Here is a 24,221-nt window from a genome sequence, read left to right on the forward strand (position 1 = left end):
TGAACGCGCAGGATGGCAAAGCGTTGCGGCGGCCGCTAGGCGCACGGCGATGACCTTTGCCGCCACCGTGCTGACCTTGTATCCCGAGATGTTTCCCGGCCCGCTAGGCGTGTCGCTTGCCGGGCGCTCGCTCGCTCGCGGGGACTGGTCCTGCAACGCGGTGCAGCTGCGGGATTTCGCTCCGGACCGTCATCGCACGGTCGACGATACGCCGGCGGGGGGCGGGGCGGGGATGGTGCTCAAGGCCGATATCATGGCCGCGGCGGTCCGCCACGTGGCGGATGGGCGGCCGATCCTTGCCATGACCCCGCGCGGCCGCCCGATCGCCCAGGCCCGCATCCGCGAGCTTGCGGCAGGCCCGGGCGTGATCATCCTGTGCGGCCGGTTCGAAGGCTTCGACGAACGGCTGTTCGACGCCCATCCCGAGATCGAACAGGTCAGCCTTGCGGATATCGTGCTGTCGGGCGGCGAGCCGGCGGCGCTGGCCATCCTCGACGCTTGCATTCGGCTCGTCCCCGGCGTAATGGGCGCGCCCGACAGCGGGGTCGAGGAATCGTTCGAGGACGGTTTGCTCGAATATCCGCAGTATACCCGACCATTCGAATGGGAAGGGCGCACGATCCCTGAAGTGCTGCGATCGGGGGATCATGCGAAGATCGCGGCGTGGCGCAAGCTGCGCAGCGAGGACGACACACGGTTACGCAGGCCGGACCTTTGGGAACGTCACAGGGACGTTCGGGACCAGCCTGCCTCTGGCGCGCGGCACGATACGAAGGAACCGGACCAGTGAACCTGATCCAGCAGCTCGAAGCCGAAGCGATCGAAAATCTCGGCAAGGATATTCCCACGTTCCGCGCGGGCGATACCGTGCGCGTCGGCGTCAAGGTCGTCGAAGGCAATCGCGAGCGTGTGCAGAACTTCGAAGGCGTGGTCATCGCTCGCTCCAACCGCGGCATGGGCAGCAACTTCACCGTCCGCAAGATGAGCTTCGGCGAAGGGGTGGAGCGCGTCTTCCCGCTGTATTCGCCCATCGTCGACAGCATCGAGGTGGTGCGCCGGGGTGTCGTGCGCCGGGCCAAGCTCTATTACCTGCGCGGCCGCACCGGCAAGCGCGCGCGCATCGCGGAACGCCGCGACAACGCGCCCAAGGCATAAGCGGCGCTTTCGACCGCATTCGAGGGGCGGCCCCGCGCAAGCGGCGCCGCCCTTCTTGCATCAGGCGTGCATCGGCGCACATTGGCAGTCTGCGGAATAATCCCGCCGGCTCGCTTGCTTTCCGGGCGCGGGCTTGCAACACGGCGCGCACTCAGGCGGACGGCGTGAAGCGATTGCCCCGCCGCTCACGGGGAGACATCATGCGTTCGACCATCCTGTCTGCCGCACTTGTCGCTGCCAGCGCGTTGGCGCTGCTGCCGGTTGCTGCGGCGTATGCGCAGGACGGCACGCCTGCCGCCCCCGGGGATACGGCGATGAACCTTACCTTCGAACGCGTCTTCGCCTCCCCCTCGCTCGACGGGCCCGCCCCGCGGGCGGCACGGCTGTCGCCCGATGGGCGCTATCTCACCGTGCTGCGCAACCGCGAGACCGATCGCGAGCGCTATGACCTGTGGGCCTACGACCGGCAGGCGGGCACCTGGGCGATGCTGGTGGACAGCGAGAAGCTCGGCTCGGGGCGCGAGCTGTCCGAGGCCGAAAAGATGCAGCGCGAGCGGGCGCGGGTCGGCAGCCTCAAGGGCATCATCGCCTACCAGTGGGTCAGCGACGGTTCGGGCGTGCTGGTGCCGCTGGACGGCGATCTGTACCTTGCCCGCCTCGGCGGTGAGGTGGTGCGCCTGACCGATACCGAGGAAAGCGAACTCAATCCGGCGATGAGCGGCACCAGCCGCTATGTCAGCTTCGTGCGCGACGGGCAGCTGTGGGTGGCCGAAGTCGGCAAGGCGGCCGCGCCGATCACCCCGGCGGAAGGCGAGGCGATCCGCTGGGGCGAGGCGGAATTCGTCGCGCAGGAAGAGATGGGCCGGCTGACGGGGTATTGGTGGGCGCCCGACGATGCGCGCATCGCGGTCGAACGGTTCGACGAAAGCGGGGTCGGCATCGTGACCCGCGCCGCCATCGGCGCCACCGGCACCAGGGTTTACGAGCAGCGCTATCCCGCCGCGGGCACGCCCAACGCCGTGGTCGAGCTTTACCTGATGGACCCGGACGGCAGCGGCAGGGTCAAGGTTGACCTCGGCGCCGATCCCGATATCTACCTCGCCCGGGTCGACTGGGCGCCCGATGGCTCCGCACTCTACGTGCAGCGGCAGGACCGCGCACAGACCAGGCTGGACATGCTGCGGGTCGATCCCGCCACCGGCAAGAGCAGCGTCATGTTCACCGAAAGGGCGGCGCCGGGGCACTGGATCAATCTGTCCGACAGCTACCGTTTCCTGAAGGACGGATCGCTGATCTGGTGGTCCGAACGCGATGGCTATGGCCACCTCTATCGCTTCGCCCAGGGTCGCTGGACTCAGCTTACCTCGGGCAAATGGGTGGTCAGCAACCTCGTCGGCGTCAACGAGGCCGAGGGCCGGGTGTTCGTGCAGGGCAACCGCGACGATGTGCTGGCGCAGCACGTCTATGCCTTCGATCTCGATCGTCCGGCCGCGATCGAGCGCCTGACCGACCCTGCCTTCACCCATGCGGCATCGATGGACCAGCAGGGGCAGACGATGATCGTCACCCGCTCGAACGATAGCACCCCGCCGCAGAGCTACATCGCCGATGGCACCGGCAGCCGCCTTGCCTGGGTCGAGGAGAATGCGCTGGACGCGGGCCACCCCTATACCCCGTTCCTCGCCAGCCATCGCCCCGTGACCTATGGCACCGTGCCGGCAGAGGACGGCACGCCGCTCCACTGGGAGATGGTGACCCCCGAACTCGAACCGGGACGGCGTTACCCGGTCTATTTCTATCATTACGGCGGGCCCGGCCCGCAGATCGTCAACAAGGGCTGGGACGGCGCCCTGCGGCAGGCAATCGTCGACCGGGGCTACATCTGGTTTGCGCTCGACAATCGCGGCAGCGCCAATCGCGGCGTGGCCTTCGAACAACCGCTGTACCGCGCGATGGGCGGCGCCGAGGTGCGTGACCAGAAGGCGGGGGCCGAATACCTCAAGACCCTGCCTTTCGTCGATCCGCAGAAAATCGCCATCGATGGCTGGTCTTATGGCGGCTACATGACGCTCAAGCAGTTGCAGGCCGATCCGGGGCTGTACGCCGCCGGTATCGCCGGCGCTCCGGTTACCGACTGGGCGCTGTACGATACCCACTACACCGAACGCTACATGGGCACGCCGCAGGACGATGCTGCCGCCTATGCGGCCAGCGATGCGATCGCGAATGCCGACAGGATATCGGACCCGCTGCTGATCATCCACGGCATGGCCGACGACAACGTGGTGTTCGAGAACGCCACCGCGGTGATCGCGCGGATGCAGGAAGCCAATGTGCCGTTCGAAATGATGCTCTATCCCGGCTATACGCACCGCGTTTCGGGCGAGCGGATTTCGCCGCATCGCTACAATACCGTGTTCCGGTTCCTCGAGGCGCACGGGGTCGTGCCGCCCGAAGGCGCCGCGTCGTCCCGGCCGGACAGCAAGCAGGATCAAGATTGATGGGTTATCGGGTAGTAGTCGTGGGCGCGACGGGGAACGTCGGCCGCGAAATCATGCAGATCCTTGCCGAACGCGAGTTTCCGGCAAACGAGGTAGCCGCCGTCGCCAGCAGCCGCAGCCAGGGCGTCGAGGTCGAATACGGCGATATCGGGCGGATGCTCAAATGCCAGAGCATCGAGCATTTCGACTTCGCCGGATGGGACATCGCGCTGTTCGCGGCAGGGTCCGGTCCGTCCAGGGACTACGCGCCCAAGGCGGCGGCTGCGGGCTGCGTGGTGATCGACAACAGCTCGCTGTTCCGGATGGAACCGGACGTGCCGCTGATCGTGCCCGAGGTGAATCCGCAGGCGATCCACGATTTTACGAAACGCAACATTATCGCCAATCCCAACTGCTCGACCGCGCAGCTGGTTGTCGCGCTCAAGCCGCTGCACGATGCGGCGCGGATCAAGCGGGTTGTCGTCAGCACCTATCAGTCGGTATCGGGCGCGGGCAAGGCCGGCATGGACGAGCTGTTCGAGCAGAGCCGCAACATCTTCGTCGGCGATCCGGTCGAGGCGGTGAAGTTCACCAAGCAGATCGCCTTCAACGTCATCCCCCATATCGACAGCTTTCTCGACGACGGTTCGACCAAGGAGGAATGGAAGATGGTGGTCGAGACGAAGAAGATCCTCGACCCCGCGATCAAGCTCAACGCCACCTGCGTGCGGGTGCCGGTGTTCGTCGGCCATTCCGAAGCGGTCAACATCGAGTTCGAAAGCGAGCTGTCGGCCGAGGCGGCGCAGGACATACTGCGCGAAGCGCCGGGCGTCATGCTGGTCGACAAGCGCGAGGACGGCGGGTACATCACCCCGGTCGAGGCGGCGGGCGACAGTGCCACCTACATCAGCCGCGTGCGTGACGATCCGACGGTGGACTACGGCATCACCCTGTGGTGCGTCAGCGACAATCTGCGCAAGGGCGCTGCTCTCAACGCGGTGCAGATCGCCGAACTGCTCGGCCGCGAATGCCTGCGCAAGGGCTAGGCATGGTCCGGGGGCGACTTACGGCGGCGGCCATGCTCGCAATGCTGGTCCTGCCGCTGGGTGGCTGCGGCGAGATCGTCGAGGCGCAGGATAGCGCCGCACCGCCCGCAACGCCGGTGGAACGCTTCGCCCCGGTGCCCGATGCGGCATCGCGCGGCTGGTCGGGGCTGGCCTTCACGCTCGATGCGAACGGATTGCGGGTGGAGAGCGACGATCCGCTGGTCCTGCCGGTCGCCGTTCCGTTCGGCAGCCCCCGCGCCGAGGTGCTGCGGACGCTCGAACCCGTGCTCGGCCGGCCTGCCAGCCCTGAACAGGCTGCGGCGGGACAGCCCGCGGTGTTCGGCCCGGTGATGCTGAACTTTGCCGAAGGGGCCTTGTCCGCCATCAGCATCGCGCCCGAGCACGGATTGCGGCTTACCTGTCCCTCGGCCCGTTCGGCGCAAGAGACCTGCACGGTCGCCCGCCTGCACTGATCTCCCCATCCGCCGCAAAGGCTGCCACAGGATCGCCTTCGATGACCGAATCCGCCACCACCGACCTCATCACCGCACCTGATGGCACGCGGCTGGCGCTTCACCGGATGGGGGCGGGCCGCCCGCTGGTGCTGCTTCACGGACTGTTCTCGAGCGCTCAGACCAACTGGATCCGCTTCGGCCACGCCGCCCGGATCGCGGCGGCGGGATACGAGGTGCTGATGCCCGACTTTCGCGTCCATGGCGACAGCGAGGCACCGCAGGATCCGTCACGCTATCCGGCCAATATCCTCGTCCGCGATCTTGACCATCTGGTCGCGGAGCTGGGGGTCGAGGACTTCGATCTCGGCGGCTTCTCGCTTGGTGCCCGCACCGCGCTTCATGCAGTGGCGAACCATGCGCTGCTGCCACGGCGCCTGATCCTGGGCGGGATGGGCACCGCCGGTTTGGGCGAATGGGGCAAGCGCAGCGCCTTCTTCAAGCGCGTGATCGACGAGTTCGACACCATCCCGCGCGGCGATCCGGCGTGGTTTTCGGTCCAGTTCCTCAAATCGCAGGGGACCGATCGTGCGGCGGCGCGCCTGCTGCTCGACACCATGACCGACCTCGATCTTGCCGACCTTGCCCGGGTGACCATGCCCACGCTGGTCGTTTGCGGGAACGAGGACCGGGACAATGGCAGCGCGGCCGACCTTGCCGCACGCCTGCCCAACGCGACCTTCGTCGAGGTGCCGGGAACGCACATGGGCAGCGTCACCAGGCCCGAGCTGGGCGAGGCGATCGCGGACTGGCTGATGCGTACCGCTTGATTATCGCCATGGCGCGGTGCAATCGGGCGCCCTGATGCGCCGTTCCAGACCCGGAAGGATCACCGCCATGAAGCACACCGCCACCGCGCTCTGCGCGCTCGTCATCGCCACGCTTGCGCCCACGGCCCAGGCCCAGTCCGCCCATGCCGCCGCCCCCGCCGACAAGGCCACCGCAGCGCCGGCACGGGCCGCCTTGCCCTATCCGCCCAATGCCGAAGGGGCGGCCGCCTTCATCGCGGCGGCGGAGAAGGATTTGTTCGGCTATACGGTAGAGGCGAGCCAGGTGAACTGGGTCAATTCGACCTACATCACCGAAGACACCGATGCGATGGCCGCCCGGATCAACGCCGAAGGCACCGAAAAGTCGGTGGCCTATGCGCTGGAGGCCGCGAAGTTCGCCGCGCTGCCCGGCCTTGCGCCCGACGTGAAGCGCAAGCTCGACATCCTGCGCAACGGCATCGTCCTGCCGGCGCCGACCATGCCCGGTGCGGCCACCGAACTGAACGAGATCGCCACCCGCCTCAACAGCCTCTACGGCAAGGGCAAGGGCACGCTGAACGGCAAGGAGATCAACGGCTCCGACATCGAGGCCGAGATGGGCAACCCCGAACGCACGCCCGCCGAGCTGGCCGAAATGTGGGCCAGCTGGCACGACAATGTCGGCGCGCCGATGAAGGACGATTACGCCCGCATGGTCGGCATCGCCAATGAAGGCGCGAAGGAACTGGGCTTTGCCGATACCGGCGTGATGTGGCGTTCCGGCTACGACATGAGCGCGGCGGACTTCACCGCCATGACCGAGCGGCTGTGGCAGGAAACCCGCCCGCTGTACCTCGCGCTTCATACCTATGTCCGCAAGCAGCTCAACGAGAAGCACGGCGATGCGGTGCAGCCGCGCACCGGCCCGATCCGGGCGGACCTGCTCGGCAACATGTGGGCGCAGGAATGGGGCAATATCTATCCGCTGGTGGCACCGGAAGGTTCGGGCGCGCTCGGCTACGATATCGGCGAACTGCTGGCAAAGCAGAACAAGGGCCCGGTCGACATGGTGAAGATCGGGGAGGGGTTCTATTCCTCGCTCGGCTTCGAAAAGCTGCCCGAAACTTTCTGGCAGCGCAGCCAGTTCACCAAGCCGGCCGACCGCGAGGTGGTGTGCCATGCCAGCGCCTGGAACGTCGACAATGTGGACGATATCCGGATCAAGATGTGCATCAAGGTCAATGCCGACGATTTCGTGACCATCCATCACGAACTCGGGCACAACTATTACCAGCGGGCCTATAACGAACAGCCGTTCCTCTACCTCAACGGGGCGAACGACGGCTTTCACGAGGCGATCGGCGATTTCGTGGCGCTTTCGATCACGCCCGAATACCTCGTTCAGATCGGCCTGCTCGATCGCTCGCAGGTGCCGAGCGCCGACAAGGACATCGGCCTTCTCTTGCGCCAGGCGATGGACAAGGTGGCGTTCCTGCCCTTCGGCCTCCTGGTCGACAAATGGCGCTGGGGAGTGTTCGACGGCTCGATCCAGCCGGCCGAATACAACACCGCCTGGGTCGATCTGAAGCGCGAGTATCAGGGCATTGTCCCGCCGGTCGACCGGCCTGCCGACGCTTTCGATCCGGGGGCCAAGTATCACATTCCGGGCAACACTCCTTATACCCGCTACTTCCTGGCCCGCATCCTCCAGTTCCAGTTCTACAAGGCGGCGTGCGACCAGGCGGGCTGGAAGGGTCCGCTCCACCGCTGCTCGTTCTATGGCAACAAGGAGGTGGGCGAGAAGCTCAACGCGATGCTGGAGATGGGTGCCTCGAAGCCCTGGCCCGAGGCGCTGGCCGCCTTCACCGGTACCCGCGAGATGAGCGCCAAGCCGATGCTCGAATACTTCGCCCCGCTGATCGAATGGCTTGACGCGCAGAACGAGGGCGAGACGGCCGGCTGGTAGGCGGCCGGTACGCTTGGGGGCGCGGACGATGGCGATCGGCAATCTGCCGGTGGTGGGCTGGCGCGAGCTCGTCCACCTGCCGGAACTCGGCCTCCACGCGGTGCCCGCCAAGGTGGATACCGGCGCCCGCACCAGTTCGCTTCACGGCACGGTGCTGGAACAGTTCCGGCGCGACGGCCAAAGCTTCGTCCGCTTCGCGGTCGACTTTCCGCACCAGCATGTGCGCCAGGTGTGCGAGGCGATCCATGTCGACAAGCGCACCATAACCAGCTCCAACGGCGAACGGCAGGTGCGCTATATCGTCAAGACGCCGCTCAGGATCGGCGATGTCGAACACCGGGCCGAGATCAGCCTCGCCGATCGCAGCGACATGCGCTTTCCGATGCTTGTCGGACGGTCCTACTTGCGCCGCCGCTTCCTCGTCGATAGCGGCCATTCCTGGCTGCAGACGCCCGAAAAGGCGGTCGTCGCCGGCCATATCCCATAAGGATCGAGCGCATGAAGATCGCGATGCTGGCGCGCAACGCCAATCTCTATTCGCACGTGCGACTGAAAGAGGCGGCCGAGGCGCGCGGGCACCAGCTCGACGTGCTCAATACGCTGCGCTGCACGGTGCATATCGCCAGCCACCGCCCGCAGGTGTTCTACAATGGGGAGCCGGCGAGCGGCTATGACGCGGTCATCCCGCGGATCGGCGCGTCGATCACCAATTACGGCCTTGCCATCCTGCGCCAGTTCGAAATGCGCGGCTGCTGGCCCCTGAACGAAAGCGTCGCCATCGGCCGCAGCCGGGACAAGCTGCGCAGCATGCAGATCCTTGCCAAGCACGGCCTTGGCCTGCCGCTTACCGCCTTCGCACACGATCCCAAGCAGACCGAGGAAATCATCCGCGCGGTGAAAGGGCCGCCGGTGGTGATCAAGCTGCTGGAAGGCACGCAGGGGATCGGCGTCGTTCTGGCCGAAACGATGAGCAGCGCCAAATCCGTCATCGAGGCGTTTCGCGGTGCCAACGTCAACATCCTGGTGCAGGAGTTCATCAAGGAAGCCGGCGGGACGGATATTCGCGCCTTCGTCATCGGGGGCAAGGTGGTCGCCACGATGAAACGCACCGGCGCGGCGGACGATTTTCGCAGCAATCTTCACCGCGGCGGCAGCGCCGAACTGATCAAGATCACCCCGGCCGAACGCTCGACCGCGGTCAGCGCGGCCAAGCGCATGGGCCTCAACGTCTGCGGCGTGGATATGCTGCGCAGCAATCACGGGCCGGTGATCATGGAGGTGAACTCCTCACCCGGCCTCGAGGGGATCGAGGAGGCGACCGGCAAGGACATCGCCGGCATGATCATCGAATTCATCGAACGCAGCGCGCCGGGCGGAGACACCAAGACGAAGGGAAGAGGCTGATGCGATCGCTATTTGCAGCACTTGGGCTGGCGTTGCTGGCCACGCCCGCGGCGGCGCAGACCGAACCGGCTCGCCCCGCGGTGGGCTTGGGCGAGACCATCCTGCGGGTGCGCGGCGAGGGCGAGGCGAAGGCGGTTCCCGACCGTGCGAGCCTTACCGTGGGTGTCGTGACGACCGCGTCCTCGCCTGCCGCGGCGCTGGAGGCCAACAACCGGCAATTGGCGCCCGTAATCGAGGTGCTGCGCAGGCAAGGCATCGCGGCCGAAGCGATGCAGACCGCCGGCTTCACGGTCGATCCGCAATTCGAACATTCGGACCGCGGCGGGGACGATCGCATCACCGGCTTCCGCGTCAGCAACAGCGTGACCTTCACGACCGACGATCTTGCCGAGGTAGGCAACCTTGTCAGCAGCCTGTTCGAAGCTGGCGCCAACAACGTTTCGGGCCCTGACTTCGATGTCGCCCCGGCCGCGCGCGAACGACTGGTTCGCGAAGCCGAAGACGCCGCTTTGAAAGAAGCGGTCCGGCAGGCAGAGGCGGTGGCCGCCAGTCTTGGAAAGCGGGTGTCGCGCATTCTTCTGGTAAGCGACAGCCAGGTTGACTTCGGCAGCCTCGGTGGATCGAGTATCATCGTGACGGGCAGCCGTTTGGCCAAAACGCCGATCGAACCGGGGGAAATGACGGTCCGGGCGGTCTACGGCGTCGAGTTCGCTTTATCCGCGATTGCGCAATGAAAGATCAGGATTGCCTTTGCCGGTGCGGCGTCCTGCGCCGTTGCCGGCGTTCCGCTGGCGGCGCAGGCGGAGATGGTCAGGGCGAGCGATCCGGCCGGGATGGTCTTGGTTCTCGAGGAAGCAGGCTATGACGCGGAGCTGATCGAAGACGACATTGGCGATCCGCTGATAAAGCTGGTCTTGGGCGGTTATACCGCCGGAATTGCTTTTTACGGCTGCGACGCCGAGCAACATACGGGATGCCAGTCGATCCAGTTCTCCGCAGGCTTCGATCGGGAGAATGGTTGGACTGCGGAAGAAGCGCTCAAGCTGAGTAGCGAATACCGCTTCATGGCGGTCGATCTGGACGATGAGATGGACCCTTACATCCGCTGGGACGTGGAGATCGGCGAGGGCATCCCCCGCTCGGTGTTCCTGCGTTCGGTCCTCCGCTTCAGCGAAACCGTCGACACAGCGACTGACATAATTTTCGACGACTAGACCGGGGTCACCGTGGCCGATTGCTGTTCGGACGCGGGAGCGGGGAGGGTGCCCTGCTCCCGCGACCGAGACAGGAATCACATCGCCGCGTCGGGCGGGGCGGCGAGATCGGCGGCGGTCATGTTGGTTTCGACATCCGTATCATCGCCATCGACCCGGGTCTTGAGGCCGATCACCGGGACGACGACGTAGCGGTCGGGGTTGGAATCCTCGATTTCGACCAGCAATCCATCCACCGCGCCGTTCGTGCCGCGTCGGATCTGTTCGATATCTCCCAGATCGCTACCGTCGGCCGCCACCAGATCGGCGTCGAGCAGCTGCCGCTCGGTCAGGCCGAGCAGGGCGGGGGCCGCCCCGGCCGCGGCCGCGCTGGCATCGGCCTGCGTTTCGATCCGATCCTCGACGGCATCCGCCTGCTGTTCGGCATCCGACTGACAGGCCGAAAGCAGGGCGACCGCACCGATAGCGCCAAGAGCGAGCGGGCATTTCATGCATAATCTCCTCATTGCTTGGTCATGAAGAATTATGCTTCGGCCGCCCCGGGGGTTCCGAGAATTACCGGAACGGCGGCTCGTTGAAGGCGCGCAGCTTGCGGCTGTGAAGGCGGGGGCCTTCCTCCCGCAGCAGGCGGCAGGCGGTGACCCCGATCTGCAAATGGGCGGCGATGGCCTGTTCGTAGAAGCGGTTGGCCTGCCCCGGCAGCTTGATCTCGCCGTGCAGCGGCTTGTCGGAGACGCACAGCAGGGTTCCGTAGGGCACGCGGAAGCGATAGCCCTGCGCAGCGATGGTGGCGCTTTCCATGTCGATGCCGACCGCGCGGCTGAGCGACAGCCGACGCGCCGACTGGGTATAGCGCAGCTCCCAATTGCGATCGTCGGTGGTGACGACCGTGCCGGTCCGCATCCGTTCCTTCAGGTCGCTGCCATGCTCGCCCGATACCTCTTCCGCCGCGCCCGCGAGCGCGCGCTGGACCTCGGCAATCGCGGGGAGGGGGATTTCGGGGGGCAACACCGGGTCGAGCACGTGATCGTCCCGCAGATAGGCATGAGCGAGTACGTAATCGCCGATCTTCTGGCTGGGGCGCAGGCCGCCGCAGTGGCCGATCATCAGCCATGCTTCGGGCCGCAGCACGGCGAGGTGGTCGCAGATCGTCTTGGCGTTCGACGGTCCGACGCCAATGTTCACCAGGCTGATTCCGCCGCGTCCCTCGCCCACGAGGTGATAGGCGGGCATCTGATGGCGGCGCCAGGCCGTATCGCTGAGCTGAAGGCGGGCGTTCGCGGTCCGCTCGCGCAGCATCAGGCCGCCCGCGCCGGCCAGTGCCGAACAGCCGTTCTCGCCCAGTTGCCGGCCCGCCCAGTCAACGAATTCATCGACATAGCGGTGATAGTTGGTGAACAGGATGAAGCGCTGGAAATGCTCGGGATCGGTCCCGGTGTAGTGCGCCAGCCGGGCGAGGCTGAAATCGGTCCGCAGTCCGTCGAACAGGGACAGCGGGATCGGCGCATCGGGCGCATCGAGTTCGATCCCGTCGGCCAGTTCGTCGCCGATGTCGGCCAGTTCGGTCGATGGGAAATGGCGCGCGATCTCGTTCGGATCGACCCCGGCTAGCTCGGCCCCCGCCGCGCCATCGAGGACGTAGGGGAACGGGATTTCCTGTGCCGAGGCACCCACCTCGATCTCGATGTCGTAATTGTCCTGGATGAGCTCGATCTGCTCGCGCAGGTAATCGCGGAACAGCGATGGGCGGGTGATGGTGGTGGTGTAGAGGCCGGGTGCGTTCAGGCGGCCGAAGGCGCGCGGGCGCCCGGCCGGCTCCTCCGCCCCGCGATAACGCAGGCGCAGTTCGGGATAGGTGTAGCTGCCGTCACGGCGCCGTTCGGGTGGGGGGACCTTGCGATCGCGCCCGAAAGCCATGACGTCTTCCCGCAGCCGCACGATCGCCGCGGCATAGACCCGCTCGAGCTCGTCCAGAACCTGATCGATGCTTTCCAACTCAGCAGCCCTTCATTGAGATAGGTCTTGGCCACGCGATGCTACAGCAGCGTGACCGGGACAAAAAGGGCGCGGGAGCCGAAGCCGCCGCGCCCTCCTGGTTCATCTGGAGCGAGGGATCAGGCGCGTTCGCCGTCCTCGTCACCGGTGTTGCCTTCGAGCATGTCGGCGGGAATTTCACCCGGCTCGAGATTGGGATCGTAGGCTTCGGTGAAGCCTTCGCCCGCATCGGCGGCACGCTCGTCCTCGAACATCTGCGCCATGACGTCGACGCCCTGGCGCTGCAGTTCGGCTTCGTCTTCGCTGCGCGCGACATTGGCCTTGACCGTCACGCTGACTTCGGGGTGCAGGTCGATGCGCACATCGTGCATCCCGAGTTCCTTGATCGGGTTGCCCATGATCACCTGGCGCTTGTCGATCTCGTGGCCCTGCTCCTTCAGAGCCAGCACGATGTCACGCACGTTGACCGAACCGTACAGCTGGCCGGTGTTGGACGAGGCGCGGATCAGCACGATCTCGGCACCGTCGACCTTCTGGCCGGCCTGTTCGGCCTCGCTGCGGCGTTCGGCGTTTTCCTTCTCGAGCCGCTCGCGGTTGGCCTCGAAGACCTTGCGGTTGGCGTCGTTGGCACGCAGCGCCTTCTTCTGCGGCAGCAGGAAGTTGCGGGCGTAGCCATCCTTGACCGACACGACATCGCCGATTTGGCCAAGCTTTTCGACCCGCTGGAGGAGAATGATATCCATGTGCTCTTCTCCTTACTTCACGATATACGGCAGGAGGCCGATGTGGCGCGCACGCTTGATCGCCTTGGCGAGTTCGCGCTGCTTCTTGGCCGAAACGGCGGTGATGCGCGACGGCACGATCTTGCCGCGTTCGGACATGAAGCCCTGCAGCAGGCGCACGTCCTTGTAATCGATCGCGGGGGCATTCTTGCCCGAGAAGGGGCAAGACTTGCGGCGGCGGAAAAACGGGCGGGCCATCAGTTACGCTCCTCGCGGTCGCGGCGCTTCTTGGCATCGCGTTCGTTCTTGCGCATCATCGCGCTGGGGCCTTCCTCGTGCTCGTCCACGCGGATGGTCATGTAGCGGATGACATCTTCGTTGATGCGGGTCTGGCGCTCGAGCTCCTCGATCACCGAGCCGGGTGCATCGATCGCCAGCATGACGAAATGCGCCTTGCGGTTGCGGTCGATCTTGTAAGCGAGGTTCTTGAGGCCCCAGGTCTCGGTCTTGGTGACCTTGCCTTCGTTGCTCTCGATGATTTCGGTGGCATTCGCGGCGAGCTGGTCGACCTGAGCCTGGCTCAGATCCTGGCGCGCCAGAAAAACATGCTCGTAAAGAGCCATGCCTTGTCCTTTCACGTCGTGGCCGATCGCTGGCTGATCCGCGGGATTGCGGGGCCCCTCCGGCTTTCTTCGGTTCCCGCCCGGCGGGCAGGAAGCCGCGCACATAGCCGGGTACGGCGCAAATGCAAGGGCTTGTCGCCCGGCGTCGGGCGCGGCAGGGGGAGCAGCCTTGCTGCAGGAGAATATGCGTGCCCGGTGGATTGGTTGCCCTGCTTGACGACGTGTCCATCATCGCCCGCGCGGCCTCGGCGAGCGTGGACGATATCGCCGCGGCTGCGGCCAAGGCCGGGTCGAAGACCGCGGGCGTGGTGATCGACGATGCCGCCGTCACCCCGTCCTACGTCACCGGGCTTTCGCCGGCGCGCGAATTGCCGATCATCTGGCGGATTACGCTTGGCAGCCTCAGGAACAAGTTGCTGATCCTGCTACCCGGGGCCCTGCTGCTGAGCGAGTTCCTGCCCCAGGCGATCGTCTTCGTCCTGATGCTGGGCGGGGCGTACCTTTCCTACGAAGGTGCGGAGAAGATCATCGAGAAGCTGGGCGGGGCCAAGCATGGCAAGACGCTGGACGACGTGATCGAGGACCCGGTGGCCTTCGAGAAGCAGCGTATCTCGGGCGCGATTCGCACCGATCTGATCCTGTCGGCCGAGATCATGGCGATCACCCTCAACGAGGTCGCGGCAGAGGATCTGGTCACGCGCGGGCTGGTGCTGGCGCTGGTCGGTATCGTGGTAACGGTGGCGGTTTACGGCGCGGTCGGCCTGATCGTGAAGATGGACGACGTCGGCCTCGCTCTGGCGCAGCGCAGTTCGGCGATGGCGCGGGCGTTCGGGCGCGGCCTGGTGGCCTTCATGCCGCATCTGCTGACGATCCTCAGCGTGGTCGGCACGATCGCCATGCTGTGGGTCGGCGGCGGGATCATCCTGCACGGACTGGCCCAGATCGGGTTCGCCGGCCCCGAACACTGGATCGAAGGCATCCAGCACGGGGTGAGCGAAGTCGCCGGGTCCGCCGGGGGCGTGCTTGGCTGGCTGACCTTTGCCGGGCTCTCGGCGCTTGCGGGACTGGTGATTGGCTCGGTGATCGTCTTCGTGCTGCACAAGGTGCTGAGGGTCGGCCACCACGAGGACGAGGCGGCCGCCGCGCACTAGCGCTCCTGCAAGCGTTCGAACAGCTTCCGGGCATAGTCGCTCAGGCTGTCGTCCCGGGCGCCCATGATGAGGATGCGGTCACCGGGACGGGCCTCGGCCACGATCCGCTCGGCGATGGCCTCCCGCGTCGGGACATAGGCTGCCGTCCCGCCGGCCTGCTCGATCAGCCCAACGATCCGCTCGCTTCCTTCACTGCGATCGACGGTGCCGCCATGATAGACCGGATCGCACAGGAACACGCGATCCTCGGGCTCCAGTTCGCGGGCGAAGACTTGGGCGAGTTCGGCGCCCATCTGCCGCAGCGGGCCATAGCCGTGCGGCTGAAACACCGCGAGGATGCGCCCGGCGTGCGCGCGCATGGTCCGCAAGGTGGCGGCGCATTTCTCCGGATTGTGGCCGAAATCGTCGATCACGGTGATGGCGCTGTACGTCGTCCCGACGATGTCGAAGCGCCGGGCGAGGCCCTCGAACGAGGCCAGCGCCTGCACGGCGGAGGCCACCGGAACGCCCGCCGCGGCCGCGCCGGCGATTGCCGCCAGCGCATTGGCAAGATTATGGCGGCCCGGCAGTTCCAGCCGCAGCGGATGCTCGCTCCCGTCGTGCCGGTCCGCCACCAGCGCCGCCTGCCGCATCGGCCCGTCGGCGATGCTGCCGGGCACGATGCCGATCTGCGCTTCCTTGCGCGAAATGCCGAAGGTGATGACCTCGTTCGCGCGGGGGAGGAGCGCAAGCGCCTCGGGATCGTCGGCATTGATCACTGCGATGCGGCACCGCGCCAGATAGTCGCCGAACAATGTCCGCAATTCGTCCATGCTCTTGTGATCGAGGCTGACGTTGAGGAGGATGCCCACCGCCGGGCGATAGAGCGCAATCGAGCCGTCGCTTTCGTCCACCTCGCTGACATAGAGCGCCTGCCCGCCGATCACGCTGCTGGCGTGGGGCCGTTCGGGCGTGACGAAGTTCTTCATCACTGCGCCGTTCATCACCGTGGGTTCGCGACCCGCGGCATGGAGAATCCAGCCGAGCATCCCGGTGACGGTCGACTTGCCACTGGTCCCGGCAACTGCCAGCCCGGCGCCGCTGGTGTTGAACAGGATCGAATTCAGTTCGGCCCGGGTCATGCGCAGGCAGCCGAGCGCATTCGCCCGGGCGATGTCGGGGACGCTGTCCTCGATCGCGGCGGAGGCGACGACGATCTGCTCGCCGTTGACGAGGCCGCTGCCGTCCTGCGGGTAGAGGGCGAAGCCTTGCTGCTCGAGCGCGGCGAACTTCTCGGCGCTTCGCCCCTGATCGCGGCTGCGGTCCGATCCGCTGACCCGCGCACCTCGGGCGGCGAGGATCTGCGCCAGCGGCAGCATTCCCGAGCCGCCGATGCCGACGAAGTGGAACGGGCGGGTGAAAAGCTCGTCGGGGCTGGGGAAACTGGTCATCGGGCGTTGGCTATGCAGATGTTGCCGCTATGACAAGCGGCCATGACCCGCGCCCCGCGCCGCCCCTGCCGCCGCATTGCCGTGTGCGCGCCTGCGACCCCCCTCAGGCACGATCAGGCCGCGGCGACGATGGCGCTGGCGGCAGAGCATTATCCCGGGATCGAGCTCGCCTTCCACTCGCAATGCTTCGAGAGCGCCGGCCATTTCGCCGGCCCCGATGCGCGGCGGCTGGCGGCGTTTCTCGAATGCGCCAACGACCCTGCCTTCGATGCGGTGTGGTTCGCCAAGGGTGGCTACGGATCGAATCGCATCGCCGCCGCGGCCGTCGCAGGGCTGGACGAGGCCGGGCGGGCCAAGCCCTACATGGGCTATTCCGACTGCGGTACCCTTCTGGCCGCCCTCTATCGCGCCGGGGCGGGACGGCCCGTCCACGGCCCGATGCCGACCGATATTTCGCGCCCGGGCGGGGACGAGGCGGTGCTGCGCGCTCTCGGCTGGCTGGCCGGCGATGACGGCGGGCTCGAACCCGCTCTTGGGACGCGGCCCGCGGTGGCCTTCAACCTCTACACCCTTGCAATGCTGGTCGGCACCAGCCTGATGCCCGATCTTGCCGGTCACGAGGTCCTGGTCGAGGAAATCGGCGAGTACGACTACGCGGTCGACCGGTTGTTCTTCCACGTGACCGAACATCTCAAAGGGGTGATCGCCGGCATCCGGCTGGGCGACGTGGGGCAGGTGCCGGCGAACGACCGGCCCTTCGGCGCCGGGGCCGAGGATATCGCCCGCGACTGGTGTGCGCGTTCGGGCATTCCCTATCTCGGACGGGCACTGATCGGGCACTATCCGGCCAACCGCATCGTGCCCTTCGGCCTTGAGGCGCCGGCCGCCCCCGCCTAAGCGGCCCGCCAAGGAGAACACGATGACCGCATTCCTATTTCCGGGGCAGGGCAGCCAGAAGGTCGGCATGGGCCGCGAACTTGCAGAGGCCAGCCGCCATGCACGCGAGGTGTTCGAGGAGGTCGACGATGCGCTGGGCCAGAAGCTGTCGGCGATCATGCAGCAGGGCGACGAGGCAGAGCTGACCCTGACCGCCAATGCCCAGCCGGCGATCATGGCCAACTCCATCGCCACGCTGCGCGTCCTAGAGGCGGAATTCGGGATCAGCCTGCCGTCTGCGGCACAATGCGTCGCCGGTCACTCGCTGGGCGAATACAGCGCGCTGTGCGCGGCGGGCGCCTTTTCGCTGGCCGATACGGCGCGGCTGTTGCGGCTGCGCGGCAGTGCGATGCAGGATGCGGTACCGGTTGGGGTCGGCGCGATGGCGGCACTGCTGGGCGCGGATATCGACAAGGCTGCCGCGCTGGCCGAGGCTGCGGCCGCGGGGCGGGTGTGCGAAATCGCCAACGACAACGATCCCACGCAAGTGGTGATCTCTGGCCATGCCGAGGCGATCGACCGTGCGATCGAGCTGGCGAAAGAGCACGGGATCAAGCGCGGCATCAAGCTGCCGGTTTCCGCTCCATTTCACTGTTCGCTGATGGAACCCGCCGCCCGCCGAATGGAAGCCGCGCTCGCCCAGACCGTGCCCGGTGCTTTCACGGTCCCGCTCTATGCCAACGTCACCGCCGCCCGCGTGACCGACCCGGCCGAGGAACGCGCCCTGTTGGTCGAGCAGGTGACGGGCCGCGTCCGCTGGCGCGAAAGCGTTCTCGCCATGCGGGCCGACGGGATCGAGCGCTTCGTGGAACTGGGCGGCAAGGTGCTCGCCCCGATGGTCGGCCGCATCGACAAGGAGGCGGACGCGACGAGCCTGATGACGATGGACGAAATCGAAGCATTCGCGAAGGAGATCGCATGATGTTCAGCCTCGAAGGCAAGACCGCTCTCGTCACCGGAGCCAGCGGCGGGATCGGCTCGGCCATCGCCTATGCCCTGGCGCGGCAGGGCGCACGCCTCGCGCTGTCGGGCTCGAACCCGGAAAAGCTGCGCATCTTCCGCGAACAGCTCAATACCGAGATCGGCGGCGATCATGTCGAGATCACCTGCGACCTGTCGAACACCACGCAGGTCGAGGAACTGATCCCGGCCACGCTCGACACGTTCGGCACGCTCGACATCCTCGTCAACAATGCCGGCATCACCCGCGACAATCTCGCCCTCAGGATGAAGGACGAGGAATGGGATCAGGTGATCCGCATCAATCTCGAAGCCGCGTTCCGCCTGATGCGCGCCGCCGCCCGCCCGATGATGAAGGCACGCAAGGGGCGCATCGTCTCGATCACCAGCGTGGTGGGGGCGACGGGCAATCCCGGGCAGATGAACTACGCCGCGGCCAAGGCCGGGCTGACCGGGATGAGCAAGGCGCTCGCCGCCGAGCTTGCCAGCCGCAACGTCACCGTCAATTGCGTCGCCCCCGGTTTCATCCGCACCGCGATGACCGAGGCCCTCAGCGACGATCAGAAGGCCGCGATCGACCAGCGCATCCCGATGGGCCGCATGGGCGAAGGCGCCGAGATCGGGGCAGCGGTTGCCTATCTCGCCAGCGACGAGGCCGCCTACGTCACCGGGCAGACGCTGCACGTCAACGGCGGGATGGCGATGCTCGGCTGACGGGGCGGGGCAGGCGGCCCGGTTTTATCCCCAAGGAATGGCGGTGTGCATCGCGCCAGCCTTGCGAGGGGCGCGCCGCCCGCTAAGGTCGCCAGCGATATTCCGGCGCTGGAGGGGCGATTCCGGCCCCTTCGCGCCCATAGGGGACGAACCGATACAATGAAGGCCACCATCGAACGCGCGACCCTGCTTCGCTGCCTCAGTCACGTGCAATCGGTGGTGGAGCGGCGCAATACCATCCCCATCCTCTCCAACGTCCTGATCGAGGCCGATGGCGACAACGCCCTCAAGGTCATGGCGACCGATCTCGATCTCCAGGTGGTCGAGCATATGGACGCCGCAAGCGTCGAGAACCCGGGCTCGGTCACGGTCTCGGCGCATCTCCTGTTCGACATCGCCCGCAAGCTGCCCGATGGCAGCCAGGTCAGCCTCGAGACGGCCGAAAACCGGATGACGGTAAAGGCCGGGCGCAGCCGCTTCTCGCTGCCGACCTTGCCGCGCGACGATTTCCCGGTGATCGTCGAGGGCGATCTGCCGACGAGTTTCGAACTGCCCGCGCGCACCATCGCCGAACTGATCGACCGCACCCGGTTCGCCATCTCTACCGAGGAAACGCGCTATTACCTCAACGGCATCTTCCTCCACGTCTCGGACGAGGATCAGCCGGTCCTCAAGGCGGCGGCGACCGACGGGCACCGGCTCGCCCGCTTCACCCTGCCGCGCCCCGACGGGGCCGAAGGGATGCCGGACGTCATCGTCCCGCGCAAGGCGGTGGCGGAACTGCGCAAGCTGCTCGACGAATCGCTGGATGGCGCAGTCCAGATCGACCTGTCCGCCAGCAAGATCCGCTTCACCCTCGGCGGTGAAGGCGGGGTGGTACTGACCAGCAAGCTGATCGACGGCACCTTTCCCGATTATTCGCGCGTCATTCCCACTGGCAACGACAAGCTGCTCAAGCTCGATCCGAAGAGCTTCTTTCAGGGCGTGGACCGTGTGGCCACCATCGCCACGGAGAAGACCCGGGCGGTCAAGATGGGGCTCGACAAGGACCGCGTGACCCTCACCGTGACCAGCCCCGACAACGGCACCGCGGCCGAGGAACTGGCCGCCGAATACGGGTCCGATCCGTTCGAGATCGGGTTCAACGCCGGCTACCTCAAGGATATCCTCGGCCAGATCGACAGCGATACGGTGGAGATTCATCTCGCGGATGCCGGTGCGCCGACGTTGATCCGCAAGGACGACAATTCCCCAGCTCTCTATGTGCTGATGCCGATGCGGGTCTAGACGGCAGTAAGTCTAGAATGTAAAGCGTTCGCTGCTAACTCTCAGGTTTGGCAGTGGTTTTCTCTTCCGCTTCGAATTAAGAAGTGTATATATCGGCAGATCGCACCCGGCAGTATCTGGAGTGTAAAGATCGGGGTCCGATATGTATGAGATTCGACAGGTCAGGATGCCAGATGGCGAGGTGCTATATTTGCTCGCCGACAACAAGACCGGTCTGCCTGATGCTCACGTCATTCGATACACTTTCGCCGCCATTCGACCGACTGGAGCAAGCTCGAGTACACTGAGGAGCAAATTACGCGGCATTAGAATTGGCCTCATTCTGTTGCGCGATTTGAATATCGAGATCGAACATCGGATATCTTCGGGCCGGTTTTTGGGCCTCGAAGAATTGAATCGTTTACGTGAGCGCTGCCTCAGTCGCAGTAAGGGCAATGGACGAATTAGCGGTCAAGCAGCTAGTCACTATTATTCGACATTTTTGGACTATATCGCCTTTCGGGTGGAAGAGGTTCTCCAATACGCACCCAAAAATACACACAAGACCATTGCGGAAGCGCTCGCAGCTTTTGAAAAGCGCGCGCAGCGTCTCCGTCCGAAGGGGAGTGATGGAGTTTCCCTCAATGAACGCCTTGGGCTAGGATCCCAAGAGCGAGAACTATTGCTGAGAGCAATACAGCCAGGTGATCCTGGGAATCCGTTTCAAAAGGCCTTGCAGGTACGAAATCACGCAATCGTTTTGCTATCCTACGCGCTGGGCTTGCGGGCTGGAGAAGAATTCTCGCTGAAGCGCAAAGATTACGACAATCGCTCGAATCCTGCCACCATAACCATTCATCGTCGACCAGATGACCGCGATGAGACGCGTCCTGATCCAGCGTTGGTAAAGACATTTGGTCGCACATTAGCCATTGACGAGGACCTTCGAACAGTGCTCGATGATTGGCTGGATGAGCGGAGCGACCGGGGAAAATATCCTAATGCCCGGAAAAACCCTTACATTTTCGTGTCACGGTCTGGCGCACCTTTAAGCCTTCGTCGAGGACGGCAAATTTATGAGCAACTTCGGGCAAGGCATCCCGAGCTGGCTGGACTAATGCAGCATGTGCTTCGCCACGATGCAAATGATCGGTGGACCGAGGATGACGAACGGACGGGTGTGGATCCAGATATCTCTAGACGAGAGCGGACCTATGCGTTTGGTTGGTCAGACAATTCAGACATGCCCGATGTTTACGGAAAAGCCTCCATAAGGCGCAGCACGATGAAGAGACTAGAAAGGATTCAGAGAGAGGTCGTGGACAAGGTCGACGAGTGATTGCAGCTTTGATTCAATTGCTTATACGGGCTTAGATGAATGCCACCGACCCGCTCGCGAGGGACATAGAACCAGAAAGTGAGCGGACAGACGTCCTAGCTTTCTCCGGCGCAACGATAGATACATCGGGCAAGATATGGAGACTGGGTGCCGATAGCGTTGCGAGATGGAAACCTTTCGAGAATGTTCCCGAAGCGGTTTGGTTGTCCCTTAGAAGTTACATTCGCTATCTTGTTTCGACTTCCAGCCCGGCACACGCCCAAAATCAGCTTGAATACGTCAATCGCTTGGGTGCACCAGAAATTGTTAGTCAGGCCAGCGATGATCTCTCAGAATTCGGTTTCATCGGACTTCTAACTTACCATAAATTTGCAAAAGCATTGGCGGGTCCTGTTAGCAGCGAACACCACATCCATTTCTTGGGTGCCTTTATTCGCTGGTATGTGTGGTCGGCAGATGCTGGTATGTACGGCTTCGATGAGGATGTCGCATCCTCGCTCGATGCAATTGTACTCAGGGCAGCGCCAAAAGGTGTCGCTGTTATGAGACAGGACCCGACGAATGGGCCATTGCGGAGAAGCGAATATGAGGCCTTTGAGGCCGCCCTGCGTTCACCGAAAGCGGAAAGCCTGTCGTTAAGGCACCGCGTCATCGCGTGGCTATTCCTGTGCTTTGGATGCAACCCTAGGAACCTTTTACTCATTGCAGAAGAGGATTTCATCACCACCAAACTGGGTGATGGAAGCGAAGTCCACGAACTTCGAATCCCGCGAATTAAGAAGAGAACGCCTGGAGAGAGGGACCAGTTTCGCACTCGGAGTGTAATACCGGAGATTGCATGGCAAATTCGTCAGTTGCTGGCCGAGAATCGTTTAGAGAAGTCGGCTGTGGACGACTTTCGACCATTAATTCGGGGATCAGAACGAAAAACCCTGATTGGAACTCCATTCGAACACCAACGATTTCGCGTTAAAGTAGACTTTTTCGGCCAAGCCCTCAGTCACATTTCAAAAACCCTTGATCTTCGAGCTTATGACGGGGCTCCGCTACATCTTACTCCGCGCAGGCTACGCTATACATTTGCCACAAAGTTGGTCGCCATCGGCGCGTCTCCACAGGAGGTCGCAGATGCGCTTGATCACAGCGACACCGGCACAGTGATGGTATATTTCAATTCGCGCTCCGACGTGGTTACGCGCTTAGATAAGGCAATGGGGTTGGCTCTCGCACCAATCGCTCAGGCCTTCATGGGTGTTGTCATTGACGACGAAACCGGAGCAACGCGAGCTCGCGATAAGGCTAGCCGCATCAAGCACTACAGTCCGACGCTCAAATCTTTAGAGCCAGTTGGTTCATGCGGCTCGTTCGGCTTCTGCGGGCTTATGGCACCAATTGCCTGCTATACCTGTAGTCATTTCCAGGCATGGCTCGACGGCCCACACGAGCAGGTCTTCGATGAACTTGATCGCCGCCGAAATGAACGGCTTGCTTCCGGTGCCGATCCAAAGATGACGCTAATACACGATCGAACAATGCTCGCCATCGCTGAGGTGATCACTCGCTGTGCCGCGCGTCGCAGTGGTGAGGGATAGCATGGCAGAACCATCTAGTTCGCCGACCAACGGCGATGGCGATCACATTGTCGTTTTTGAACCTCGAGCGAAGGTAAATGCGCGTACCGCCTTTGAGAACTTCATCTCTAAATGGCGGCGGCTGAATCCGATTAATGTCGATGATTGGGACTCCGCTCGCTGGGATTTTCCCAAGACCAGCAGGCAATCCTCAGCCAGCGAAGGTGGCCTTGTTTTCAGTCTTCGATCTGCGAACACCCCAGATCCTGGCGAATTCCCAGAACCTTTCATGTCGTTCGTGAAGGCGGTGATTTGCGCGTACAATTCCCGAGCGGCGCGCCCCTACGCAGTTGGACAGTCGCAAACACTGATCGCCGCAGCGAGGCTACTCTTTGACGAATTGAAGGATCGCGGTGGTGATCCATTGGATCTCAAGCATGGTGACTTCGATGCCGCCGCCAATAGGGCACAAGCAAACATGGGGCAGGGAGCCTCTAACATTGGCAGTAAGCTAGCAATCATTTCCGACGAGATGGATCGCGCGCGCGTCACTGCGGTCCCAATCCGTTGGAAAAACCGCATCAAGCGTGATCATAAGCATGATCGGGTTGGTGCGAAGGCGACCGCCCGACGCCACGAAATGCTGCCCGAGACCTCCGCTTTGGATGCCCTCGCAGAGATTTCCTCTAGCGAAGGTCTTGATGAGCGTGATCTTGCCATCCAGCGAGCGATAGATCTCTTGTTGTGCGGGGGGTTCCGTATCAACGAAGTTTTGACTTTGCCTCGAGATACGCTGGTCGAAGAGCCACTCTACGACGAGAGTGGAGAACCTCTGCTCGATAAGTTTTGGTCTGAGCCCGAAGTTTCTACCAGCTACGAGTAGAGCCTTGGGCCGTTTTGATGCCCGTCATTGGGCGTGATGGCAACAACCGTATCGGGGGCATGCCCCCGATACGGTTTGCCGCTTGATCCTGCCCCGATCTCGGCC

General features: G+C 64.2%; 25 protein-coding genes. 19 read left to right on the forward strand and 6 right to left on the reverse strand.

Annotated features, from left to right (window positions below):
* The first annotated feature begins 49 nt into the window (after nt 1–49).
* From trmD to ACHFFA_RS00885, 11 genes are all read left to right on the forward strand, one after another.
* Nucleotides 50–790, forward strand: coding sequence for a tRNA (guanosine(37)-N1)-methyltransferase TrmD (trmD, locus tag ACHFFA_RS00835; RefSeq protein WP_394268937.1), 741 nt, complete (start codon nt 50–52; stop codon nt 788–790).
* On the forward strand, nt 787–1,155 hold the full coding sequence (gene rplS, locus ACHFFA_RS00840) for a 50S ribosomal protein L19 (RefSeq protein ID WP_394268938.1): 369 nt from the start codon (nt 787–789) through the stop codon (nt 1,153–1,155). The genes trmD and rplS overlap by 4 nt, the downstream gene beginning before the upstream one ends.
* 200 nt (nt 1,156–1,355) lie before the next feature.
* Nucleotides 1,356–3,656: a DPP IV N-terminal domain-containing protein gene (locus tag ACHFFA_RS00845; protein WP_394268939.1), complete on the forward strand. Its 2,301-nt coding sequence runs from the start codon at nt 1,356–1,358 to the stop codon at nt 3,654–3,656.
* A complete protein-coding gene (locus ACHFFA_RS00850) occupies nt 3,656–4,681 on the forward strand; it encodes an aspartate-semialdehyde dehydrogenase (RefSeq protein WP_394268940.1) in 1,026 nt (341 codons plus the stop codon). The genes ACHFFA_RS00845 and ACHFFA_RS00850 overlap by 1 nt, the downstream gene beginning before the upstream one ends.
* Before the next feature lie 2 nt (nt 4,682–4,683).
* Nucleotides 4,684–5,154 carry a hypothetical protein gene (locus ACHFFA_RS00855; RefSeq protein WP_394268941.1) on the forward strand — a complete coding sequence of 157 codons (471 nt, stop codon included), beginning with the start codon at nt 4,684–4,686 and terminating at the stop codon, nt 5,152–5,154.
* A gap of 41 nt (nt 5,155–5,195) precedes the next feature.
* The gene (locus tag ACHFFA_RS00860) at nt 5,196–5,963 is read left to right on the forward strand and encodes an alpha/beta fold hydrolase (protein ID WP_394268942.1); all 768 of its coding nucleotides are present in this window, start codon (nt 5,196–5,198) and stop codon (nt 5,961–5,963) included.
* Nucleotides 5,964–6,030: 67 nt separating this feature from the next.
* Nucleotides 6,031–7,908, forward strand: coding sequence for a M2 family metallopeptidase (locus ACHFFA_RS00865; RefSeq protein WP_394268943.1), 1,878 nt, complete (start codon nt 6,031–6,033; stop codon nt 7,906–7,908).
* A 28-nt stretch (nt 7,909–7,936) separates the two neighbouring features.
* Nucleotides 7,937–8,395 (forward strand): ATP-dependent zinc protease, encoded by a 459-nt coding sequence (locus ACHFFA_RS00870; RefSeq protein WP_394268944.1) that lies wholly within the window; start codon nt 7,937–7,939, stop codon nt 8,393–8,395.
* Between the two features lie 11 nt (nt 8,396–8,406).
* Entirely contained in the window at nt 8,407–9,312 is a 906-nt protein-coding gene (rimK, locus tag ACHFFA_RS00875; protein WP_394268945.1) for a 30S ribosomal protein S6--L-glutamate ligase, read from the forward strand.
* Nucleotides 9,312–10,046: an SIMPL domain-containing protein gene (locus ACHFFA_RS00880; protein ID WP_394268946.1), complete on the forward strand. Its 735-nt coding sequence runs from the start codon at nt 9,312–9,314 to the stop codon at nt 10,044–10,046. The genes rimK and ACHFFA_RS00880 overlap by 1 nt, the downstream gene beginning before the upstream one ends.
* Nucleotides 10,047–10,118: 72 nt before the next feature.
* Nucleotides 10,119–10,526, forward strand: a complete 408-nt coding sequence (locus ACHFFA_RS00885; RefSeq protein ID WP_394268947.1) for a YbjN domain-containing protein — start codon at nt 10,119–10,121, stop codon at nt 10,524–10,526.
* Nucleotides 10,527–10,603: 77 nt separating this feature from the next.
* Here ACHFFA_RS00885 and ACHFFA_RS00890 read toward each other — a convergent pair whose 3' ends face one another.
* The 5 genes from ACHFFA_RS00890 to rpsF all read right to left on the reverse strand — a co-directional run bounded on the left by ACHFFA_RS00890 (nt 10,604) and on the right by rpsF (nt 13,866).
* Nucleotides 10,604–11,017, reverse strand: a complete 414-nt coding sequence (locus ACHFFA_RS00890; RefSeq protein WP_394268948.1) for a PRC-barrel domain containing protein — start codon at nt 11,015–11,017, stop codon at nt 10,604–10,606.
* 64 nt (nt 11,018–11,081) lie between these two features.
* Nucleotides 11,082–12,521, reverse strand: coding sequence for an AMP nucleosidase (locus ACHFFA_RS00895; protein ID WP_394268949.1), 1,440 nt, complete (start codon nt 12,519–12,521; stop codon nt 11,082–11,084).
* 119 nt (nt 12,522–12,640) lie between these two features.
* The gene (gene rplI, locus ACHFFA_RS00900; RefSeq protein WP_394268950.1) at nt 12,641–13,264 is read right to left on the reverse strand and encodes a 50S ribosomal protein L9; all 624 of its coding nucleotides are present in this window, start codon (nt 13,262–13,264) and stop codon (nt 12,641–12,643) included.
* Nucleotides 13,265–13,276: 12 nt separating this feature from the next.
* Nucleotides 13,277–13,501 (reverse strand): 30S ribosomal protein S18, encoded by a 225-nt coding sequence (gene rpsR, locus ACHFFA_RS00905; RefSeq protein WP_094062939.1) that lies wholly within the window; start codon nt 13,499–13,501, stop codon nt 13,277–13,279.
* Nucleotides 13,501–13,866, reverse strand: a complete 366-nt coding sequence (gene rpsF / locus ACHFFA_RS00910; protein ID WP_394268951.1) for a 30S ribosomal protein S6 — start codon at nt 13,864–13,866, stop codon at nt 13,501–13,503. The genes rpsR and rpsF overlap by 1 nt, the downstream gene beginning before the upstream one ends.
* 188 nt (nt 13,867–14,054) lie before the next feature.
* Between rpsF and ACHFFA_RS00915 the strand changes: the two genes are divergently transcribed.
* Nucleotides 14,055–15,017 (forward strand): DUF808 domain-containing protein, encoded by a 963-nt coding sequence (locus ACHFFA_RS00915; protein ID WP_394268952.1) that lies wholly within the window; start codon nt 14,055–14,057, stop codon nt 15,015–15,017.
* Here the strand turns inward: ACHFFA_RS00915 and ACHFFA_RS00920 are convergent.
* The gene (locus ACHFFA_RS00920) at nt 15,014–16,447 is read right to left on the reverse strand and encodes a glutamate ligase domain-containing protein (RefSeq protein ID WP_394268953.1); all 1,434 of its coding nucleotides are present in this window, start codon (nt 16,445–16,447) and stop codon (nt 15,014–15,016) included. The two genes, ACHFFA_RS00915 and ACHFFA_RS00920, sit on opposite strands and share 4 nt — an antisense overlap.
* 42 nt (nt 16,448–16,489) lie before the next feature.
* Between ACHFFA_RS00920 and ACHFFA_RS00925 the strand changes: the two genes are divergently transcribed.
* The 7 genes from ACHFFA_RS00925 to ACHFFA_RS00955 all read left to right on the forward strand — a co-directional run bounded on the left by ACHFFA_RS00925 (nt 16,490) and on the right by ACHFFA_RS00955 (nt 24,116).
* Complete coding sequence (locus tag ACHFFA_RS00925) at nt 16,490–17,344, forward strand: LD-carboxypeptidase (protein ID WP_394268954.1); 855 nt, start codon at nt 16,490–16,492, stop codon at nt 17,342–17,344.
* Between the two features lie 22 nt (nt 17,345–17,366).
* Complete coding sequence (fabD, locus tag ACHFFA_RS00930; protein ID WP_394268955.1) at nt 17,367–18,305, forward strand: ACP S-malonyltransferase; 939 nt, start codon at nt 17,367–17,369, stop codon at nt 18,303–18,305.
* Nucleotides 18,305–19,057, forward strand: a complete 753-nt coding sequence (gene fabG / locus ACHFFA_RS00935) for a 3-oxoacyl-[acyl-carrier-protein] reductase (RefSeq protein WP_394268965.1) — start codon at nt 18,305–18,307, stop codon at nt 19,055–19,057. The genes fabD and fabG overlap by 1 nt, the downstream gene beginning before the upstream one ends.
* A gap of 159 nt (nt 19,058–19,216) precedes the next feature.
* Complete coding sequence (gene dnaN, locus ACHFFA_RS00940) at nt 19,217–20,344, forward strand: DNA polymerase III subunit beta (protein ID WP_394268956.1); 1,128 nt, start codon at nt 19,217–19,219, stop codon at nt 20,342–20,344.
* A 166-nt stretch (nt 20,345–20,510) separates the two neighbouring features.
* Complete coding sequence (locus tag ACHFFA_RS00945) at nt 20,511–21,662, forward strand: tyrosine-type recombinase/integrase (RefSeq protein WP_394268957.1); 1,152 nt, start codon at nt 20,511–20,513, stop codon at nt 21,660–21,662.
* A 35-nt stretch (nt 21,663–21,697) separates the two neighbouring features.
* Nucleotides 21,698–23,254, forward strand: a complete 1,557-nt coding sequence (locus tag ACHFFA_RS00950; protein ID WP_394268958.1) for a tyrosine-type recombinase/integrase — start codon at nt 21,698–21,700, stop codon at nt 23,252–23,254.
* 1 nt (nt 23,255) lies between these two features.
* The gene (locus tag ACHFFA_RS00955; protein ID WP_394268959.1) at nt 23,256–24,116 is read left to right on the forward strand and encodes a hypothetical protein; all 861 of its coding nucleotides are present in this window, start codon (nt 23,256–23,258) and stop codon (nt 24,114–24,116) included.
* The last annotated feature ends 105 nt before the right edge of the window (nt 24,117–24,221 follow it).

It is taken from the genome of Qipengyuania sp., assembly GCF_043423005.1.
Classification (GTDB): Bacteria; Pseudomonadota; Alphaproteobacteria; order Sphingomonadales; family Sphingomonadaceae; genus Qipengyuania.

Bases quoted from the DNA above. Each gene is read 5' to 3' on its own strand.
- trmD (WP_394268937.1), top strand. From the start codon at position 50: ATGACCTTTGCCGCCACCGTGCTGACCTTGTATCCCGAGATGTTTCCC.
- ACHFFA_RS00845 (WP_394268939.1), top strand. From the start codon at position 1,356: ATGCGTTCGACCATCCTGTCTGCCGCACTTGTCGCTGCCAGCGCGTTG.
- ACHFFA_RS00850 (WP_394268940.1), top strand. From the start codon at position 3,656: ATGGGTTATCGGGTAGTAGTCGTGGGCGCGACGGGGAACGTCGGCCGC.
- ACHFFA_RS00855 (WP_394268941.1), top strand. From the start codon at position 4,684: ATGGTCCGGGGGCGACTTACGGCGGCGGCCATGCTCGCAATGCTGGTC.
- ACHFFA_RS00860 (WP_394268942.1), top strand. From the start codon at position 5,196: ATGACCGAATCCGCCACCACCGACCTCATCACCGCACCTGATGGCACG.
- ACHFFA_RS00865 (WP_394268943.1), top strand. From the start codon at position 6,031: ATGAAGCACACCGCCACCGCGCTCTGCGCGCTCGTCATCGCCACGCTT.
- ACHFFA_RS00870 (WP_394268944.1), top strand. From the start codon at position 7,937: ATGGCGATCGGCAATCTGCCGGTGGTGGGCTGGCGCGAGCTCGTCCAC.
- rimK (WP_394268945.1), top strand. From the start codon at position 8,407: ATGAAGATCGCGATGCTGGCGCGCAACGCCAATCTCTATTCGCACGTG.
- ACHFFA_RS00880 (WP_394268946.1), top strand. From the start codon at position 9,312: ATGCGATCGCTATTTGCAGCACTTGGGCTGGCGTTGCTGGCCACGCCC.
- ACHFFA_RS00885 (WP_394268947.1), top strand. From the start codon at position 10,119: ATGGTCAGGGCGAGCGATCCGGCCGGGATGGTCTTGGTTCTCGAGGAA.
- ACHFFA_RS00890 (WP_394268948.1), bottom strand. From the start codon at position 11,017: ATGAAATGCCCGCTCGCTCTTGGCGCTATCGGTGCGGTCGCCCTGCTT.
- rplI (WP_394268950.1), bottom strand. From the start codon at position 13,264: ATGGATATCATTCTCCTCCAGCGGGTCGAAAAGCTTGGCCAAATCGGC.
- rpsR (WP_094062939.1), bottom strand. From the start codon at position 13,501: ATGGCCCGCCCGTTTTTCCGCCGCCGCAAGTCTTGCCCCTTCTCGGGC.
- rpsF (WP_394268951.1), bottom strand. From the start codon at position 13,866: ATGGCTCTTTACGAGCATGTTTTTCTGGCGCGCCAGGATCTGAGCCAG.
- ACHFFA_RS00920 (WP_394268953.1), bottom strand. From the start codon at position 16,447: ATGACCAGTTTCCCCAGCCCCGACGAGCTTTTCACCCGCCCGTTCCAC.
- ACHFFA_RS00925 (WP_394268954.1), top strand. From the start codon at position 16,490: ATGACCCGCGCCCCGCGCCGCCCCTGCCGCCGCATTGCCGTGTGCGCG.
- fabD (WP_394268955.1), top strand. From the start codon at position 17,367: ATGACCGCATTCCTATTTCCGGGGCAGGGCAGCCAGAAGGTCGGCATG.
- fabG (WP_394268965.1), top strand. From the start codon at position 18,305: ATGTTCAGCCTCGAAGGCAAGACCGCTCTCGTCACCGGAGCCAGCGGC.
- dnaN (WP_394268956.1), top strand. From the start codon at position 19,217: ATGAAGGCCACCATCGAACGCGCGACCCTGCTTCGCTGCCTCAGTCAC.
- ACHFFA_RS00945 (WP_394268957.1), top strand. From the start codon at position 20,511: ATGCCAGATGGCGAGGTGCTATATTTGCTCGCCGACAACAAGACCGGT.
- ACHFFA_RS00950 (WP_394268958.1), top strand. From the start codon at position 21,698: ATGAATGCCACCGACCCGCTCGCGAGGGACATAGAACCAGAAAGTGAG.
- ACHFFA_RS00955 (WP_394268959.1), top strand. From the start codon at position 23,256: ATGGCAGAACCATCTAGTTCGCCGACCAACGGCGATGGCGATCACATT.